Raw genomic sequence first — 17,716 nt, 5'->3', positions numbered from 1 at the left:
CAATTTAATTTTTGTCCCCTATCATAAACATTAATTCTCCTTCTGCTGCCTTTTTTTCTCCTACATAAGCTATTGCTTTTCCAATTCCTGCAGGTCCTTTAATCTTTATAATTTCTATTTCTAATCTCAGTGTATCTCCAGGTACTACATTTCTTCTGAACTTTGCTTTATTTATCCCCCCAAAAAAAGCTATCTTACCCTTAAATTCTTCTTTACTTAAAATAGCCACAGCTCCCGCTTGAGCTAATGCTTCTATTATAAGCACACCTGGCATTACAGGCATTTCTGGAAAATGTCCCTGAAAAAAATATTCATTTGAAGTAACATTTTTATAAGCTATGACTTTTTTTCCTGGCTCCATATAGCTTACCTTATCTATCAATAAAAAGGGATACCTGTGTGGAATAATATGTTTTATGTCCTGCACTCCAAAATCCACCGTGAATTGTTCTTCCATATGTGCTCCTCCTTCAAACTATTTTTTCAAATGCATAATTAGTAAGCCTAAAATTTTAAGCTGCTTTATAGAATAAAAAATATTTTTAGTTAGTTTTTATTTTGAAAATAGGTTCTCCATACTCTACCATTTGTTCATTTTCAACTAAAATTTCTGTTATTTCTCCATCTACTTCACTTTGAATTTCATTCATAAGCTTCATGGCTTCTATTATACAAAGAACATCTCCTTTTTTAACTTTAGAACCTACACTTATAAAAGCAGGTTTATCAGGATTAGGTGAACTATAGAAAGTACCTACTATAGGTGATAATATTTCTTTTATAGAATCATTCTTTTTACCCTCACAATCTACTTCACTTTTTATAATTTCTAATTCATCTACATTGTCCTCATTGGTTTTTACTATTTTATCTTCATGTTTTTCTGAAATAATATTTAACTTTTCTTTACTTTCTCCAAGAATATTTATATTTTTTACATTACCCTCTTCCCCTTGCTTTTTCATTATTATGGATACACCCTGCCAGTTCACTTCCAAGTATCCCAGTTTTGAATTATCCATTATTTTTATAATATTTTCAATTGATTTAAAATCCATATTACTCACTCCACTTTTTTAATAAAATTACTGCATTATGACCTCCAAATCCAAAGGAATTAGACATAGCATATTTAACTTCCGACGTTCTTCCTTCATTTGGAACATAATCCAGATCACATTCCTCATCTGCCTCCCTGTAACCTATAGTAGGTGGAACATAATTATCTTGAAGGGATTTAACACATATTATAGCTTCTATTGCCCCTGCAGCCCCTAAAAGATGTCCTGTCATGGACTTAGTTGAACTTATAGGTATGTGTCTTGCTGCATCGCCAAATGCTCTTTTTATAGCTTTAGTTTCAGATTTATCATTAGTTGGAGTACCTGTGCCGTGAGCATTTATATAAGAAACTTCACTTTTATCTATGCCCGCCTCTTCTATTGCAATTTCCATGGCCCTTGCAGGTCCTTCGCCTTCTGGATCCACTGCTGTTATATGATATGCATCACAAGTTGAACCATAACCCACTACCTCAGCATATATATCTGCATTTCTTTTTTGAGCATGCTCTAAGGACTCAAGTATGACAATTCCTGAACCTTCGCCCATAATAAATCCTCCCCTTTCCTTATCAAAAGGAATGGAAGCCCTTTTAGGATCATCACTTCTACTAAGTGCCGTAAGAGATATAAAACCTGCTATAGAAAGCGGCGTTATAGATGCTTCTGTACCTCCTGCAATCATTATATCAGCTCTATCAGCTTCAATCATTTTATAAGCTTCACCAATTGCATTTGTACCTGTAGCACAGGCTGTAACAACTGTAGTACATACTCCTTTTGCACCAAATTTTATAGCTATATTTCCCGCTGCCATATTTCCTATAATCATAGGTATAAACATGGGACGGACTCTACCAGGTCCTTTTTCCACGAGGGTACTATGTTCTTTTTCTATAGTCCCTATTCCTCCAATACCAGACCCTACTAAAACTCCAAATCTGTTTTTATCTATGTTGTCAAGATCAAGCCCTGAATCCTTTAATGCTTCCACAGTAGATACCATAGCAAATTGTGAAAATCTATCAAGCCTTCTAGCTTCTCTCTTGTCAAGTATTTCTGCAGCATCAAAATCCTTTACCTCTGCTGCTAATTTTGATTTAAAATTTTCTGTATCAAAGGATTTAATAAAATCTATTCCACAAACACCATTTTTTATGTTATTCCAAAAACTATTTACATCATTCCCTACCGGCGTAACTGCTCCGAGTCCCGTAATTACAACTCTTTTTTTCATACATTTTCACCTAACCTTTAAAAATTTACATTACCATTCCACCATCTATATTTATTATTTGTCCTGTCAAATAATCTGCACTAGGAGAGGCTAGAAAAGCTACTACATTTGCCACATCATCAGCCGTTCCAAATCTTTTTAGTGGTATGCTATTTAACGTGTTTTCTTTTACTTTTTCTGGTAATCCTTCTGTCATATCCGTCTTTATAAAGCCCGGTGCTACTGCATTTACATTTATTCCCCTTGAAGCTAATTCCCTAGCTGTAGATTTAGTAATTCCTATTATTCCTGCTTTTGCTGCAGAGTAATTTACCTGTCCTGCATTACCTGTTATACCTACCACTGAAGATATATTTATTATTTTTCCGCTCCTCTGTCTTACCATTATAGGGCTCACATGTCTTATGCAATTAAAGGCTCCTTTTAAGTTTACCTTTATAACCTGGTCAAAATCCTCTTCTTTCATTCTAAGTATCAATCCATCCCTAGTTATTCCCGCATTATTTACCAATACATCTATTCTTCCTAACGCATTAACTGCCTCTTTTATAATATTTTTTGCCTCCTCAAATATACTTACATCTCCCTGAAGAGCAATAGCCTTACTTCCTCTTTTCTCAATTTCCTCTATTAATCCTTCTATAAGATTTGAGCTGCTCCTGTAATTAATCACTACATTAAATCCTTCTTCCGCTAATTTAAGTGTAATAGCCTTTCCAATGCCCTTGGCACCTCCTGTAATTAAAGCTACTTTTTTATTTAAATTATCCATTGCATATCTCCTATCTATTTTTTAATTTTTCCACAGTAGTGTTTAATGATTTAATGTCCTGAACATTTAGTGTAAGCGCCTTTCTATTTATCTTTTTTACAAATCCGCTTAATACCCTACCTGGACCTATTTCTATAAAAACGTCCACTCCAGATTCAATCATAGTATTTATACTTTTTTCAAAAAGTACCGTACTCATAACCTGTTTTCTTAAATAAGGTTTTATGTCCTGAACTTTTTCTATTATTTCTCCTGTAACATTTGTCACAACAGGAATGGAAAATTCATTTATAGATATTCTGCTTAATTCTTCTTCTAATTTCTCTGCTGCAGATTTTAACATAGATGTATGAAATGGTCCACTGACAGAAAGTTCTACTATTTTACGTGCTCCTTTATCCTTAGCCATGGCACAAGCAGCTTTTACTGCTTCTATATGTCCTCCAATTACCAATTGACCTGGACAATTAACATTTGAAAGCTCAACTATTCCAAAAGATTTACAATCACTACATATTTTTTCCATATATGTATAATTTAATCCCATAATAGCAGCCATAGTGCCAATACCTTCCGGAACTGCTTCCTGCATATACTTGCCTCTTTTTTTCACCAAAGCCACAGCTTCTTTAAAACCCATAACGCCACTACATACAAGTGCTGAGTATTCTCCCAAACTTAACCCTGCAGTAATATCCGCCTTAATATGAAAACTTTCCAAAGCTTTCAGCGCAGCTATACTGGTAGTTAGAATTGCGGGCTGTGTATTTTCAGTCCTATTTAGATCTTCCTCAGGACCTTCAAAACACATATTACTTATAGGGAAACCTAGTATGCCATCTGCGTCTTCAAATACCTTTTTACACACATCTATGTTTTCAAAAAGATCTTTTCCCATACCTAGATACTGTGCTCCCTGTCCCGAAAATAAAAAAGCTATTTTACCCATGTTTACCTCCAAATACTATTTTTCAAACATACTCCTTGCTTTTTCAATACTAAGCTGAAATTCTTTAAATATTTCTTCTATTATTTCACTGCAGCTTTGTTCTTTACGTACAAGTCCTGCTATCTGTCCTGCCATAACGGATCCATTTTCTACATCTCCCTCCACTACAGCTTTTGCAAGAGCCCCTTTTCCTAACTCCTCATATTCTGCAAGAGGTGCTCCTTGCTTTTCAAGTAATTGAAACTTTCTAGTAAGTTTATTTCTTAAAACACGGACAGGATGCCCTGTAGGTCTCCCTGTAACCTGAGTATCTATGTCTTTTGCTTGTAATACTCTGTTCTTATAAGCCTGGGGCACTGTACATTCCTTTGCAACTAAAAATCTGGTTCCCAGCTGTATTCCATCTGCTCCAAGCATAAAAGCTGCCGCTGCACCTCTTCCATCTCCTATACCACCAGCTGCAATTACAGGAATATTTACTGCATCCACTACCTGAGGAACTAACGCCATAGTTGTAAGTTCACCTACATGGCCTCCGGATTCACAACCTTCCGCTATAACAGCATCTACTCCCGCTCTTTCCATTCTTTTGGCTAATGCTACCGATGCCACTACAGGTATAACTTTTATGTTATGTTTTTTCCACACATCTATATATTTCCCAGGATTTCCCGCGCCTGTAGTAACAACCTTTACATTCTCTTCACATACCATTTTAGCTACTGCTTCAGCAGTTTCTGACAATAACATTATGTTCACACCAAAGGGCTTATCTGTGAGTTCTTTAGTCTTACGTATTTCATTTTTTACCCACTGAAGAGGTGCGTTCCCTGTAATTATTCCAACACCTCCTGCATTAGACACCGCAGCTGCTAAAGAACTATCTGCAATCCGGGCCATTCCCCCCTGAATAATTGGATATTTTATTCCTAGCATATTGGAAAACACAGAATTAATCATAAACCTGACCTCCTATTTTTATATTAATTTTCAAATTTTTCCTGCACAACTTTTACCGCATCTTCAACAGTTTTTATTGATTCAGCATCTTCTATTTGAACTTCAAACTCTTCTTCTATTTCAATTATTATTTGAAATAACTCCAGGGAATCTACTTCTAAATCTTCAAAAGAAGCACTTAGGCTTATATCCTTTTCATCTAAACCAAGCTGTTCTGCTATAATTTTTCTTACTTTTTCAAAAACCATTTTTATCCTCCAGAATCTTATGCGTCATTAGATTACCTCAGATTACCTCAATCATTAATCCACCATAAGTTAGCCCTCCTCCAAAACCTATAATAAGAACTTTATCTCCTTTTTGTACCAGCTCCTTTTTATATACTTCATCCAAGGCTATTCCTACACTAGCTGCAGACGTATTTCCATATAAGTCTAAATTAATGTAAAACTTATTTACATCTATTTTTAATAATTTTGCAGCACATTCTATTATTCTATAATTTGCCTGATGAGGAATTATGTACTTAACTTCTTCTAAAGTACAATTCCCCTGTTTAAGTAAAATTTTTACAGTTTTCACCAAAATCTTTACTGCAAATTTAAATATCCCCTTTCCATCCATTTTCACTACACTTTTATGAAAATCTGGTACAACATCTACATAAGGGTTATTTACCGGTATTGCAGGGCATGTGAGAGCATCTCCTTTAAATCCGTCTGAACCTGTATATATAGAAAGTATACTCTCCTCATCACCTCTTTGCAAAATAGCAGCAGCAGCTCCATCTCCAAATAAAATACAAGTACTCCTATCCTGCCAGTCAAGTATTTTAGAAAGGGTTTCAGCTCCAATTACAAGCACCACTTTAAATCTTCCCGAGCGTATAAACTGCGCTGCAATATCCAATCCATATATGAAACCTGAACAGGCCGCAGATACATCAAAACAGGTAGCATTGACAGCTTTAATGTTCTTCTGTACTATACAGGCTGTAGAAGGTATAAAATTATCCGGTGTAGCTGTTGCGAGCACTATAAGGTCGATGTCTTCAACTCTTATATTTGCACTATTTATTGCATTTAGCGCTGCTTTTGTTGCCATATCTGAGGTATTCTCTCCTTGGGATATTCTTCTTTGTTTTATTCCAGTTCTATCTCTTATCCATTCATCACTGGTATTTACTATTAAAGATAGATCATTATTATCTAAAATTTTAGGTGGAACATAACTTCCTACACCTGCAATTTTTACTTTATTCATTATTTTTCTCCTTTGACTTAATTTTAAGGTTATAATTTGATTTAAAGAAATTATTAAGTTTTTCTAATGATTTGATCAAAATTTTTTCATCATCTTCTGTGAACCCTTCTATAGTCCTCTTAACCATGTCAGAATGAAATTTATGATGTACTCTAAATGCAAGCTTACCCTTTTTAGTTAACTGTACATATACAATTCTCCTATCCTCCTCACTGCGTCTACGCAGCGCATACTCCTTTTTTTCCAGGTGATTTATAGCTGTAGTTAAAGTACCAAGAGTTATATCTAGTTGACAGGCGACTTCCGTCATCTTCCTAGGTTTATACATGCCTATAGCTTCTATAGTATGTATTTCCGTAATAGATAAATCCTTAAATGCTACATATTGAAGAGATTTTTGTTCTATTTCCAGAATATCATTAAAAATATCCACTAATAATTCATTTATAATATTTATACCTTTGCTCACTAAATCACCACTTTAAATAATCTATTTTAATAACTTTCTGCTTCTTTTATAAGTTCTTTTATAAGTTCTTTTACTTTTACAATTTTATTTACCCTATATCCATTACTACCTATAAATATGAGTCCTTCTTCTACATTACCTTTAACAGAATTAATTAAAGCTTTAGATATACAATACGGGGTTTTTGCCGGATTACATTTTTTTAAGCAACTATAACATTTATCAGGAGTAATCATACTATTTTCAGCTTGACGTATAAATTTATTTCTTATAGCCCTTCCTGGAAGCCCCACAGGACTTTTTATTATTCTTATATCTTCCTTTTTGACATTTATGTAGGCATTTTTAAAATTTATATGTGCATCACATTCTTCAGTAGCCACAAAACGAGTTCCCATTTGAACCCCACTTGCTCCTAGTTTCAAAAATTTTGCAATGTCATGTCCTGTATATATACCGCCAGCAGCTATAACCGGGATATCCTTCCCGTTTTCAAAAGTTCTTACAACACCAATAACTTCCTTTACTATATCTTCTAGCGATTCTTTATCCTCTTCAAGTTGTTTTAAATGAAATCCAAGATGTCCACCTGCCTCAGGACCTTCCACAACAACTGCATCTGGCATTCTGGAATATTTTTTAAGCCAATTTCTAATTATAATAGATGCTGCTTTCCCCGAAGAAACTATAGGAGCTATCTTTATATGACTTCCCACAACTAATTTAGGCAGATTAAGTGGAAGGCCTGCTCCTGATATTATTATATCTGCTTTTTCTTCTACAGAAGTTTTTACCATTTCATCATAATCACTTATGGCCACCATAATGTTTACTCCGATTATGCCTTTTGGACTTAGCTCTCTAGCTTTTCTTATTTCCTTTCTCAGAGCTCTAATATTTGCTTGTTTAGTATTAGTTTCAAAATCTGGTTCCCTATAACCTATTTGAACTGTAGAGATTACACCAATGCCACCTTCATTTGCTACTGCCTGTGTCAAATTATATCCGGAAACTCCTACACCCATCCCACCTTGAATAATAGGTATATTAGCCTTTAAATCTCCTATGATCAATGAAGGTAATTTCATTTAACTCTCTCCTTTAAAAAATTTTTGATTATCAAATATTTTGATAATCAAAGTATATATTAAAAACTTTTAACTGTCCAGCCTCTTAAAATTTTCCAATAATCAATCATATTTATAAAACCATCCGGTTATTATACTTTTTGTATTTTGTTTGATATAATGATTTAGTAATAAACCTTTTGAAAATGTATTTTATAAAGGCAGGTAATTATAATATGAGCACTTTTATGTTTAAAACTAAAGAAAGCAACTATACTCCTGTAAACAATATTTTTATAGATAAATTTATGCCTAAAGCACGTGGAGAATTTGTAAAGGTATATCTTCTTGGACTAAAGTATTGTAAGTCAGGAGAGTTAGGAGTTAATTCTCAGATCATGGCAAATACCCTGCATCTTTTAGAAACAGATGTGTTAAACGCATGGAACTATTGGAATGACGAAAATGTACTAAAGATAGTTCCAATTGACAACATGGGAAATTACAATATAGAATTTTTAGACTTATCTAATTCCAATTCAGAGACTGAAAAAGAGAATAATATAAATTTATTAGAAGAACTAAATAAGCATTCTGTCAAAGATATGTTAGAAGATATAGAAAAATCTGTAGGAAGACCGCTATCACCAGAGGAAATGACAATGTACATAAGCTGGCTAAATGATTTAAACTTTTCTCCAGAAATTATACTTCTATTAGTTCAATATTGTACTTTAAAAGGTAAAACTAATATAAGATACATAGAAAAAACCGCTCTGTCCTGGTTTGATGCAAAAATAAAAGATATAAATGATGCCCAGGCCTTCATAAAAAGACATGAAGATAAATGGATTAAAATAAGAAAAATCTTAAATTACCTCGGCATAAAAGATGGAGAAATAATGAAGCCCCAAGAAGAATTACTTTCAAAGTGGATAGAAATCTATAATTTTTCTACTGATATTATATATAAAGCTTGTGATATATGCTTTCAAAGAATAAATAAGGCAGATTTTAAATATATTGACGGTATACTTGCAAGCTGGTATAAAGATAGCATTAAAACTCTTGAAGACATTAGGAAAAGAGATATGAAAAAAACTAACTCTACTACCAACTATAAAAGTTCAAAAAACAAATCTACCCAAGGTTCCTTCAATAACTTTAAACAAAGAGACTACGATTTTAAAGATTTAGAAAAAAAATTACTAGGATGGGATAGAAATGATTAAAAGTTATCATTCAAATATAACAAAAATTTATGAAAAAATAAGACAAGAAAATGAAAAAGTTTTGAACTTAAGAAAAGAAGAAATCAAAAAAACTGTTCCTGAAGTATTAGATATTCAAAATGAAATAGGCAGACTTTGTTTGAAATTATCAATAAATATATTAAATGATGTAAAATATAAAAATAAATATTTAAAAGAACTTAAAGAAAAAATTACAAATTTAAAGATAAAAAAATCTAAACTTATGTCAGCTAATAATTATCCCGTAAATTATTTAGACATGGTTTATAAATGTAATAAATGTAAAGATACTGGATTTATAGGTAATAAAAAATGCACATGCTATAAACAAAAATTAATTAAATTATATTATAATAATTCGGATTTAATTAATATACTCAGTAAAAATAATTTTGACAATTTTAATTTCCGACTATATTCACCTTTAAAAAATGAAGGTGAACCTACCAGCCCTAGAAAGAATATAGAAAAAATAGCCTCTACATCGTGGAAATATATAGAAAATTTTTCTTCTTCTCCAGAGAACTTATTATTTTATGGTAATCCTGGAACAGGAAAAACTTTTCTATCCAATTGCATAGCAAAAGAATTATTAGATAGGGGATTTTTAGTAGTTTATAGAACCTCTGAAACTTTGATTCAGGACTTAAAAGATATACGATTTAAAGAAAACAATGAATTAGAAGATCTTATCATAAATTGTGATTTGCTAATAATAGATGATTTAGGCTCAGAACAAATAACAGACTTCTCCAAAACCGAGTTATTTAACCTTATAAACAGAAAATTATTGAAGCAAAATAAAATGCTTATATCTACCAATTGTGACTTAGAGGAACTTTTAAAGTCTTATTCCGAAAGGATTTCTTCTAGACTATTAGGTGAATTTACACTATGCAAATTTTTTGGAGAAGATATAAGAATAGGTAAAAACATAAAAAGTAAAAGTTTAAAATAGAACAAAAATTCACCAAAAATTAAACCCGGTAGATGCATAAGTATATCTACCGGGTTTAATTTTTGGTGCTGACAGTAGGCTTCGAACCCACGACCTACTGATTACAAGTCAGTTGCTCTACCAGCTGAGCTATGCCAGCGAAAATGGCGACTCAGAAGGGGATCGAACCCTCGACCTCCGGCGTGACAGGCCGGCACTCTAACCATCTGAGCTACTGAGCCATATATGGTGGGCACAACAGGGCTCGAACCTGTGACCCTCTGCTTGTAAGGCAGATGCTCTCCCAGCTGAGCTATGCGCCCATATAATATGGTGACCCCTAGGAGAATCGAACTCCTGTTACCACCGTGAAAGGGTGGTGTCTTGACCGCTTGACCAAGGGGCCTCAAAATAAACTTAACATTTTAACTTAAATTGAGTAACTCTCTCACCGCAGAGTAGACTTCTCACATTTAAGCTAAAAACTACTTATAACCTAATAAATATTATTAGGCATGGCGACTCAGAAGGGGATCGAACCCTCGACCTCCGGCGTGACAGGCCGGCACTCTAACCATCTGAGCTACTGAGCCGTATGTGGTGGGCACAACAGGGCTCGAACCTGTGACCCTCTGCTTGTAAGGCAGATGCTCTCCCAGCTGAGCTATGCGCCCACATAAAATGGTGACCCCTAGGAGAATCGAACTCCTGTTACCACCGTGAAAGGGTGGTGTCTTGACCGCTTGACCAAGGGGCCTTAACTTACACATCAGACCTATCCAGCGGCCTGACATACTCTATAATACAAAATATTTGCCAAAGTGTCAACACTTTTTTTTATATTCTTAAGTATGTTTTTCTATATTTCTACTAAAATCCTTATATATCAACACTTCAGTCTAATTCTTAGATCTAAAACTCATATAAACCTTTTACTCATTATCAACTGAAAATTCACATCCTAGCTTATACCCTATAGCTTTGATAGTTCAATAAGTGCGCATCCTTCTACAAAATTTATTCCATTATCATTACAAAAACTTAATATTTCATCACTTTCTGCACCTGGCTGTATTAATATTTTATCTACTCCTAAGTTACTGGCTTCCTTGACCACATCAATTCCCACCCTAGGATTTATACATAAATCTAATACATCTACATTAAAGGGTACTTCACCTAAAGACTTATATACACCTCCATCCAAACTTTTAGGATTCATCCCTACTGCATTAAATCCTTTGTGTTTTAGAGAATTCAATATTCTATAAGCATATTTTTTATCATCAGACACACTGCCAGCCACCACCCAATTTTTGTAATTTAAAAATTCAGGGGACTTCATAAGCTATCACTCCTTCCACATATCTAGTTATATCTTTAATTATATTATGTACAAATCTAAAATAAATATATTATATATTTTAATTATAAACTATACTAAAAAAAATGTAAGTAAGTTAAAATATATTTATGTAATAAATTTATTTTAACTTAAGGAGGTATACTTTTGTTTCATGAAATAATAGTAGTTGGTGCTGGTGCTTCTGGTATAATGGCCTCAATTACTGTAAAAGATAGGGGAAAAGATATAGCAATTTTAGAATCAAATAACAGAATCGGACAAAAATTATTGTCAACTGGAAATGGTAGATGTAATATAACTAATAAAAATATAAATTCTTGCAACTATCACAGTAAAAATCCTCAATTTTGTAAAAATGTTTTGAATAACTTTACAGTAGATCATACAATTACATTCTTCCATTCTCTGGGATTACCTCTTACAACTTTGGAAAACGGTAAAATGTATCCTCTCTCACTTCAGGCATCTTCTGTATTAGACATACTAAAGATGGCTCTTGAAGATAGACATATTCCTGTTTATTTCAATTCTAAAGTTAAAGATATTATATACACTAAAAAATACTTTAAAATATCTTGCCAGGATGGGACATACGAATGTAAAAAACTTATACTATGTACTGGCGGCCAATCGGCACCTAACACTGGCTCTGACGGTTCAGGTTTTAGCATATGCAAAAAACTGGGTCATAACATAATATCCCCTCTTCCTGCCCTTGTACAGTTAAAGCTAAAATATAATCGTTTAAAGGCCCTTTCCGGAGTAAAATTTAATGGCAGTGTGACTATACTGGCAGATGATGAAATAATAAAACAAGAACAGGGTGAACTATTATTTACCGATTACGGAATATCAGGTCCCCCTATACTAAACATCAGCGGTATAGCATCCTATAATTTATTTAATAAAAAATCTGTTGAATTAAAAATTGATATGCTTCCAGACTTTAAGGAAGAAGAACTAATAGAACTTTTAGAAAACCACTGGGGAATTTTTAATTATAGAAGTGTCTATAATTCCTTGATAGGAATTGTAAATAAGAAAATAATACCCATACTTTTAAATGAAGCTATGGTAGAAAATATACATAAACCTTGTTATGAGTTAGATTGGAAGGAAAAAAATAACATATATAATTTGCTTAAATCCTGGAGATTTACAGTGTGGGATACTAATTCTTTCAAAAATTCACAAGTTACCTCTGGAGGTATTGATACCTACGAGGTAAATCCCAAAACTCTGGAATCTAAAAAAATAAAGAATTTATATTTTGCCGGAGAAATATTAGATATATATGGTGACTGTGGTGGTTTCAATTTACAATGGGCCTGGAGTTCTGGATTTATGGCAGGAAAAAGTGCTGCTGAAATATAATTCATCAGCCTTTTTTATTTATTTTCTAAAATAGCTTCTATTAGGGATAACTTTTTACCTTCCTTATCCACAATTTTATGAACAGATATATACCCTTCACCTTGCTTTTTTAATTCAGTATATATTGTTATACTTTCACCATACAGAGCTTCTTTTTCATATGTTATATTTAAACTTTTTATAGAATAGTGAAGTACTATATCCAAAGGTATAGTTTCTATAATCCAATCTACATATTTAACATTGTTAGCATGTTTATTAGTATCTATATCACTATATCTTACTTGAAAACTTTTCTGTATTGAAAATTTTTCTGGAAGTCTTATTTTTTTAACAGATAACCATTTTTTATTTTTTTCACTTACACCATATATCTTATACATATCTTCAGTTATTCTAAGTATTTTACGCTTATTAATATCTATTAAAATCCATACTGAATCTGCATAAGCTATAATATCACCATTTTTATTAAAAACTTCAAAGGTTCTATAAGCATAAAATTTTTTAAAAGAACAAGCTTTAGTTTTTATAATAATCTTTTCACCATAATAGGGGTATTTATTTATATGTATATTCCACTTATAAAGAACCCAGGCTATTTCTTTTTCTTTTAAATAATTTAGTCCTCCTCCTATAACCTCCGAATGCTTTGTAGCTATATCTCCAAAATAATTCATAAGGCTTGTTATAAGTAATCTCCCCTTAAAATCTATTTCATAATATTGAACTTCATATTCTTTTTTAAAAGTTGACCTTTCCACTGTACCTTCCCTCCTAATTATCTTTATTATCTTTTTTATAGAATAAAAATTTCACCTTTAAACAAATTCTAATTAATCTTAGAGATTTATTTAAAAGTGAAATTTCAAATTTCAATTGTTAATCATTATGACAAATTACATATTATTTAAATTTATTGTTTGATCTCTTCCTGGCCCTACAGAAACTATAGATATTTTTGTATTAGTAAACTCTGCTATTTTATCTAAATATTTTTTAGCATTTTCAGGCAAATCATCATATGTTTTAGCATCTTGAATACTTTCATCCCAGCCATCAAATTCTTCATATATAGGTTCACATTTGGCCAAATCCTGTAAACTTGCAGGTACATAATCTATAATTTTCCCATTAAATTTATATCCTGTACACACCTTTACTTTCTCAAGTCCACCTAAAGTATCTATTTTAGTAATAGCGAAATTTGTAAGTCCTGAAACTCTACTACTGGTTTTAAGTATTACTAAATCTAACCATCCACATCTTCTAGCTCTTCCTGTAGTAACTCCATATTCACGTCCATTTTTTCTAATCCAATCCCCTGTATCATCAAAAAGTTCTGTAGGGAAAGGTCCCTTACCCACTCTTGTAGTATACGCCTTTGCAACCCCTATAGCACCCGTTATCAACGTTGGGCCTATTCCTGCTCCTATACACACTCCTCCTGCAATAGTACTTGAAGAAGTAACATATGGATAAGTTCCATAGTCTATATCTAATAATGTACCCTGTGCACCCTCAAATAACACTTTTTTATTATTAATTATACTATTATAAACCTCTACAGATATGTCCTTAACATAAGGAGCCAGCTTTCTTCCATATTCCGTGTACTTTTCATATATTGAGTCAAAATCTAAAGCTTTCTCTCCATAAACTTTTGTTATTATATCATTTTTAATTTTTAAATTCTCTTTTAGAATCTCCTTAAATATACTCTCATCTATAAAATCACAAACCCTTATACCACTTCTCTCCATTTTGTCTGTATAACAAGGTCCGATTCCCTTTCCAGTGGTTCCTATATCTTTTTTGCCCCTAGATCTTTCTTTTATTCCGTCTAATACCTTATGATAAGGCATTATAAGCTGCGCCCTGTCACTTACCATTAAGTTCTCTGGCGAAATATGCACTCCTATTTTTTCTAAATAATCCATTTCCTGAAATAATGCTTCCGGATCAAGTACTACCCCATTTCCTATAACATTAACCTTATCTCTATAAAGTATTCCCGATGGTATAATGTGAAGTTTATATTCCTTATCTCCTACTTTAACTGTGTGGCCTGCATTATTACCACCTTGAAATCTAACAACTACATCTACATCTTTTGCAAGATAATCTGTCATCTTACCTTTTCCTTCGTCACCCCACTGGGACCCTAAAACAATAAATGCTGACATGAGAATTTCCTCCCCTTTTTTATAGCCTGAAACTTATAATTAATATAATTTCAACTGCAAAATAATATTTAAAATTTTTATCCAAATTACTTACTGATTATGTCTCTTGCGACTACTACCCCTGTTACGGAAGCCTGCATAAGTCCTCTTGTAATACCAGCACCATCTCCTATAGCATATAAATTTTTTATAGATGTTTCAAATCTATTATTAGTTTCAAACTTACTGGAATAGAATTTAACTTCTACACCATAAAGTAACGTATTTTTACTATAAAGTCCTGGTGCAATATTATTAAAAGCCCTTAATGCTTCAACGATAGATGTTAAACAACGCTGGGGCAAGACAAAACTCAAATCTCCTGGTACTGCTGATTTGAGAGTTGGTATGGTAGTAGATTTTTTAAGTCTGGAATAATCAGTTCTTCTGCCATTTAATAAATCCCCCAGCCTTTGAACCATTATGCCATCTCCAGTAAGCATATTTCCCAGTTTTGCAATATATTTACCATAAGTTATAGGCTGATTAAATGGTTCTGTAAAAGAAGTAGAAACCAGCATGGCAAAATTTGTATTTTCCGTCCTAAGCTCCTTTTCTGAATAACTGTGGCCATTTACAACTGCTATAGTACCATCATAATGCTCTTCCGATACAACACCACCTGGATTCATACAGAAAGTCCTAACTTTATTGTCAAAAGTATCTGAATAGTAAACAAGCTTTGCCTCATATAAATCCTTAGTTAAATGATCCATTATAGAATTAGGTACTTCTACTCTTACTCCTATATCTACAGCATTATTTGTAGTTCTCAAATTTAATTTTTTAGCTTGAATTGAAAACCATTCTGCCCCACCTCTGCCTGGAGCAACTATAACATATTTTGCTGAAATCTTTTTTTCACCATATTTATTTTTAACTAAAACTCCAGTTGCTACATCATTTTCAACTGATATATCTTCTACTTCCGTAAGTTCAATAAACTCTGTATTGGTATCATTTAAAAGATGATAATACATCTTTTTTAACACTTCATAGGCCAGTTCTGTTCCCAAATGCCTAACGGGACATTCTACAAGACGAATATTATATTTACTTGCTTCATATTTTATTTTATCTACCTTTTCATTGTTCAATCCGTATATAGTTTTATTGGCACCAAAACTTAAATACATATCATCGCAATATTTTATTAATTTCTCACATTCATCTTCTGAAAAATATTCTAATATTCTGCCTCCAACTTCTGGACTTAAAGAAAGTTTTCCATCTGAAAAAGCTCCCGCACCTGACCAGCCAGAAGTGATACCACATGGACTACAATTTATACACTTTCCATTTATTCTTGCGGGGCATTTTCTGCTTTCTATATTCCTACCTTTATCAATTATTAATACACTTAAATCTTTGTTAAGCCTAGTAGTCTCTAATGCAGCAAATATTCCTGCCGGACCTGCTCCAATTATTACGACATCATATTTTTCCTTCAAGTAGCATCCCTCCTACAACATGGTATCAAAATTGAATGATACAGTCAATAAATAGTACGAATATTTTTTATTAACTTTCTATCAAAATTCGTAAATTTCTGCAGAAAACTATCCTTTATTATCTAAAAAATTCACAGTTTAAAGCAATTCTTCAAAACAATAAAATAAGCACCAGCCAGTTGCCGGTACTTATTTTTCATAAGGGAGATCTATATTATTTTTTAAATTTTGATGAGTTCTATGTTAGTATGGTTATTTTACACAACTATTGTGACAATATCATGTCATATATATGAAATAGTTATTTACTTTTTTAACATTTTATAAATAATATTTAAATTATATGTTATAAACTTTATAACTTTTTTGAAAGGGATTCTAAAGTCTGTGCTTTTGAATTTAATTCTTTAATGGAATATGTTATTTTCTCTAAGTTATCTGCCTGATCTTTAAAAATAGTAGTGGATTCAGTTATTGCATTATCAATAATTCTGATGGAATCTTCAATATTTTTCAATACAGAATTAATGCTTTTTATAGATTCACTAGTTGATGTGGATAATTTCCTAATTTCTTTAGCAACAATATTAAATCCTCTTCCAGATTCTCCAGCACGTGAAGCTTCAATTGCAGCATTTAGTCCTAGTAAATTTGTTTGAGATGAAATACCATGGACAAAATTCAATATTTCATTAGTGTGTTTTGTATTTTCACTTGCCTCTTGAACACTAGATAAAACTTCCGAGTTCATTTCTACTACATCACCTACCCCAGAAGAAAGTTCCTGAATTGATGCAGATATTTCTTCAAGAGAAGTATGTACGCTTCGTGCAAGAGCCACTACTTCCGTCCTTGTAGTTATACTTTTTCCTACTACAACAGCCCCTTGTACACGTCCTTCATGATCTTTTATAGGCACTGCATAAGATTTAAATGGTATGCCATACACTTCTTTAGGTACATCTCTAATAACTACATTTCCTGTTTCTAACGCTTCTGCTATAGCGCCTCCTTCTGGTACTTTATCTCCTTTCTTTATTTTAAATTTTAAACTATCACTGTTTTGTACTTTTAAATATTCATCTTTGTCTACAATTGCAAAGGATACATCATCATCAAAAAAAAACGGTAAATATGGTAGTAGATTATAGAATGATTGTAGTATTTCGTTTGTAAAAATTGATTGTGCCATAAAATTACATACCCCCTATTATTTTAGGCATATTTAGACTTTTATATTACGTTTCACTATTTCAAAACCAAATAATGTTAAAATTAAATGAATTGTAATAATTATAATAAAAATTATATTAAATTATTGTTATATAAACT

The 17,716-nt window shown here is 32.4% G+C and carries 18 protein-coding genes and 7 tRNA genes; 3 read left to right on the top strand and 22 right to left on the bottom strand.

Annotated elements, in window-relative coordinates:
• Window positions 1-4: 4 nt before the first annotated feature.
• From fabZ to ACJDU8_RS05830, 10 genes are all read right to left on the bottom strand, one after another.
• Window positions 5-457 carry a 3-hydroxyacyl-ACP dehydratase FabZ gene (gene fabZ / locus ACJDU8_RS05875; RefSeq protein WP_406791218.1) on the bottom strand — a complete coding sequence of 151 codons (453 nt, stop codon included), beginning with the start codon at window positions 455-457 and terminating at the stop codon, window positions 5-7.
• A gap of 85 nt (window positions 458-542) precedes the next feature.
• Window positions 543-1,058 carry an acetyl-CoA carboxylase biotin carboxyl carrier protein gene (gene accB / locus ACJDU8_RS05870; protein ID WP_406791217.1) on the bottom strand — a complete coding sequence of 172 codons (516 nt, stop codon included), beginning with the start codon at window positions 1,056-1,058 and terminating at the stop codon, window positions 543-545.
• A 1-nt stretch (window position 1,059) separates the two neighbouring features.
• Complete coding sequence (gene fabF / locus ACJDU8_RS05865; protein WP_406791216.1) at window positions 1,060-2,298, bottom strand: beta-ketoacyl-ACP synthase II; 1,239 nt, start codon at window positions 2,296-2,298, stop codon at window positions 1,060-1,062.
• Window positions 2,299-2,323: 25 nt separating this feature from the next.
• Entirely contained in the window at window positions 2,324-3,070 is a 747-nt protein-coding gene (gene fabG, locus ACJDU8_RS05860; RefSeq protein ID WP_406791215.1) for a 3-oxoacyl-[acyl-carrier-protein] reductase, read from the bottom strand.
• A 10-nt stretch (window positions 3,071-3,080) separates the two neighbouring features.
• On the bottom strand, window positions 3,081-4,019 hold the full coding sequence (fabD, locus tag ACJDU8_RS05855) for an ACP S-malonyltransferase (RefSeq protein ID WP_406791214.1): 939 nt from the start codon (window positions 4,017-4,019) through the stop codon (window positions 3,081-3,083).
• A 15-nt stretch (window positions 4,020-4,034) separates the two neighbouring features.
• Window positions 4,035-4,979, bottom strand: coding sequence for an enoyl-[acyl-carrier-protein] reductase FabK (fabK, locus tag ACJDU8_RS05850; protein WP_406791213.1), 945 nt, complete (start codon window positions 4,977-4,979; stop codon window positions 4,035-4,037).
• Window positions 4,980-5,002: 23 nt separating this feature from the next.
• Window positions 5,003-5,227: an acyl carrier protein gene (locus tag ACJDU8_RS05845; protein ID WP_406791212.1), complete on the bottom strand. Its 225-nt coding sequence runs from the start codon at window positions 5,225-5,227 to the stop codon at window positions 5,003-5,005.
• Window positions 5,228-5,264: 37 nt separating this feature from the next.
• Window positions 5,265-6,242 (bottom strand): beta-ketoacyl-ACP synthase III, encoded by a 978-nt coding sequence (locus ACJDU8_RS05840; RefSeq protein WP_406791211.1) that lies wholly within the window; start codon window positions 6,240-6,242, stop codon window positions 5,265-5,267.
• Window positions 6,235-6,711 (bottom strand): MarR family winged helix-turn-helix transcriptional regulator, encoded by a 477-nt coding sequence (locus tag ACJDU8_RS05835; protein WP_406791210.1) that lies wholly within the window; start codon window positions 6,709-6,711, stop codon window positions 6,235-6,237. The genes ACJDU8_RS05840 and ACJDU8_RS05835 overlap by 8 nt, the downstream gene beginning before the upstream one ends.
• A 26-nt stretch (window positions 6,712-6,737) precedes the next feature.
• Entirely contained in the window at window positions 6,738-7,799 is a 1,062-nt protein-coding gene (locus ACJDU8_RS05830; RefSeq protein ID WP_406791209.1) for an NAD(P)H-dependent flavin oxidoreductase, read from the bottom strand.
• Window positions 7,800-8,014: 215 nt separating this feature from the next.
• Here ACJDU8_RS05830 and ACJDU8_RS05825 point away from each other — a divergent pair, with 215 nt between their 5' ends.
• Both ACJDU8_RS05825 and ACJDU8_RS05820 read left to right on the top strand, forming a co-directional pair.
• Window positions 8,015-9,010, top strand: coding sequence for a DnaD domain protein (locus ACJDU8_RS05825; RefSeq protein ID WP_406791208.1), 996 nt, complete (start codon window positions 8,015-8,017; stop codon window positions 9,008-9,010).
• Window positions 9,003-9,989: an ATP-binding protein gene (locus ACJDU8_RS05820; protein WP_406791207.1), complete on the top strand. Its 987-nt coding sequence runs from the start codon at window positions 9,003-9,005 to the stop codon at window positions 9,987-9,989. Before ACJDU8_RS05825 ends, ACJDU8_RS05820 begins: the two co-directional genes overlap by 8 nt.
• Before the next feature lie 63 nt (window positions 9,990-10,052).
• On the opposite strand, the gene ACJDU8_RS05815 is transcribed toward ACJDU8_RS05820, so the two are convergent.
• The 8 genes from ACJDU8_RS05815 to ACJDU8_RS05780 form a co-directional block, all read right to left on the bottom strand.
• Window positions 10,053-10,128 (bottom strand) — tRNA-Thr (locus tag ACJDU8_RS05815).
• Between the two features lie 5 nt (window positions 10,129-10,133).
• Window positions 10,134-10,210, bottom strand: a tRNA-Asp gene (locus ACJDU8_RS05810).
• A gap of 5 nt (window positions 10,211-10,215) precedes the next feature.
• Window positions 10,216-10,291 (bottom strand) — tRNA-Val (locus ACJDU8_RS05805).
• Between the two features lie 8 nt (window positions 10,292-10,299).
• Window positions 10,300-10,374: transfer RNA gene (locus ACJDU8_RS05800), tRNA-Glu, on the bottom strand.
• A gap of 110 nt (window positions 10,375-10,484) precedes the next feature.
• Window positions 10,485-10,561 (bottom strand) — tRNA-Asp (locus ACJDU8_RS05795).
• 5 nt (window positions 10,562-10,566) lie between these two features.
• Window positions 10,567-10,642, bottom strand: a tRNA-Val gene (locus ACJDU8_RS05790).
• A gap of 8 nt (window positions 10,643-10,650) precedes the next feature.
• Window positions 10,651-10,725: transfer RNA gene (locus ACJDU8_RS05785), tRNA-Glu, on the bottom strand.
• 216 nt (window positions 10,726-10,941) lie between these two features.
• On the bottom strand, window positions 10,942-11,313 hold the full coding sequence (locus ACJDU8_RS05780; protein ID WP_406791206.1) for a CoA-binding protein: 372 nt from the start codon (window positions 11,311-11,313) through the stop codon (window positions 10,942-10,944).
• 165 nt (window positions 11,314-11,478) lie between these two features.
• Here ACJDU8_RS05780 and ACJDU8_RS05775 point away from each other — a divergent pair, with 165 nt between their 5' ends.
• Window positions 11,479-12,708 (top strand): BaiN/RdsA family NAD(P)/FAD-dependent oxidoreductase, encoded by a 1,230-nt coding sequence (locus ACJDU8_RS05775; protein ID WP_406791205.1) that lies wholly within the window; start codon window positions 11,479-11,481, stop codon window positions 12,706-12,708.
• A 14-nt stretch (window positions 12,709-12,722) separates the two neighbouring features.
• Here the strand turns inward: ACJDU8_RS05775 and ACJDU8_RS05770 are convergent, their stop codons facing one another.
• From ACJDU8_RS05770 to ACJDU8_RS05755, 4 genes are all read right to left on the bottom strand, one after another.
• Window positions 12,723-13,472 carry an acyl-[acyl-carrier-protein] thioesterase gene (locus ACJDU8_RS05770; protein ID WP_406791204.1) on the bottom strand — a complete coding sequence of 250 codons (750 nt, stop codon included), beginning with the start codon at window positions 13,470-13,472 and terminating at the stop codon, window positions 12,723-12,725.
• Between the two features lie 135 nt (window positions 13,473-13,607).
• Window positions 13,608-14,894 carry an adenylosuccinate synthase gene (locus tag ACJDU8_RS05765; RefSeq protein WP_406791203.1) on the bottom strand — a complete coding sequence of 429 codons (1,287 nt, stop codon included), beginning with the start codon at window positions 14,892-14,894 and terminating at the stop codon, window positions 13,608-13,610.
• Window positions 14,895-14,980: 86 nt separating this feature from the next.
• Window positions 14,981-16,384 (bottom strand): NAD(P)/FAD-dependent oxidoreductase, encoded by a 1,404-nt coding sequence (locus ACJDU8_RS05760; protein ID WP_406791202.1) that lies wholly within the window; start codon window positions 16,382-16,384, stop codon window positions 14,981-14,983.
• Between the two features lie 355 nt (window positions 16,385-16,739).
• A complete protein-coding gene (locus ACJDU8_RS05755) occupies window positions 16,740-17,576 on the bottom strand; it encodes a methyl-accepting chemotaxis protein (protein WP_406791201.1) in 837 nt (278 codons plus the stop codon).
• Window positions 17,577-17,716 lie beyond the last annotated feature (140 nt).

The organism is Candidatus Clostridium eludens (genome assembly GCF_045310515.1).
Lineage (GTDB): Bacteria > Bacillota > Clostridia > Clostridiales > Clostridiaceae > Clostridium_B > Clostridium_B eludens.
This window is presented reverse-complemented; position numbering and strand designations above follow the sequence as displayed.

Bases quoted from the DNA above. Each gene is read 5' to 3' on its own strand.
- fabZ (WP_406791218.1), bottom strand. From the start codon at position 457: ATGGAAGAACAATTCACGGTGGATTTTGGAGTGCAGGACATAAAACAT.
- accB (WP_406791217.1), bottom strand. From the start codon at position 1,058: ATGGATTTTAAATCAATTGAAAATATTATAAAAATAATGGATAATTCA.
- fabF (WP_406791216.1), bottom strand. From the start codon at position 2,298: ATGAAAAAAAGAGTTGTAATTACGGGACTCGGAGCAGTTACGCCGGTA.
- fabG (WP_406791215.1), bottom strand. From the start codon at position 3,070: ATGGATAATTTAAATAAAAAAGTAGCTTTAATTACAGGAGGTGCCAAG.
- fabD (WP_406791214.1), bottom strand. From the start codon at position 4,019: ATGGGTAAAATAGCTTTTTTATTTTCGGGACAGGGAGCACAGTATCTA.
- fabK (WP_406791213.1), bottom strand. From the start codon at position 4,979: ATGATTAATTCTGTGTTTTCCAATATGCTAGGAATAAAATATCCAATT.
- ACJDU8_RS05845 (WP_406791212.1), bottom strand. From the start codon at position 5,227: ATGGTTTTTGAAAAAGTAAGAAAAATTATAGCAGAACAGCTTGGTTTA.
- ACJDU8_RS05840 (WP_406791211.1), bottom strand. From the start codon at position 6,242: ATGAATAAAGTAAAAATTGCAGGTGTAGGAAGTTATGTTCCACCTAAA.
- ACJDU8_RS05830 (WP_406791209.1), bottom strand. From the start codon at position 7,799: ATGAAATTACCTTCATTGATCATAGGAGATTTAAAGGCTAATATACCT.
- ACJDU8_RS05825 (WP_406791208.1), top strand. From the start codon at position 8,015: ATGAGCACTTTTATGTTTAAAACTAAAGAAAGCAACTATACTCCTGTA.
- ACJDU8_RS05820 (WP_406791207.1), top strand. From the start codon at position 9,003: ATGATTAAAAGTTATCATTCAAATATAACAAAAATTTATGAAAAAATA.
- ACJDU8_RS05780 (WP_406791206.1), bottom strand. From the start codon at position 11,313: ATGAAGTCCCCTGAATTTTTAAATTACAAAAATTGGGTGGTGGCTGGC.
- ACJDU8_RS05765 (WP_406791203.1), bottom strand. From the start codon at position 14,894: ATGTCAGCATTTATTGTTTTAGGGTCCCAGTGGGGTGACGAAGGAAAA.
- ACJDU8_RS05755 (WP_406791201.1), bottom strand. From the start codon at position 17,576: ATGGCACAATCAATTTTTACAAACGAAATACTACAATCATTCTATAAT.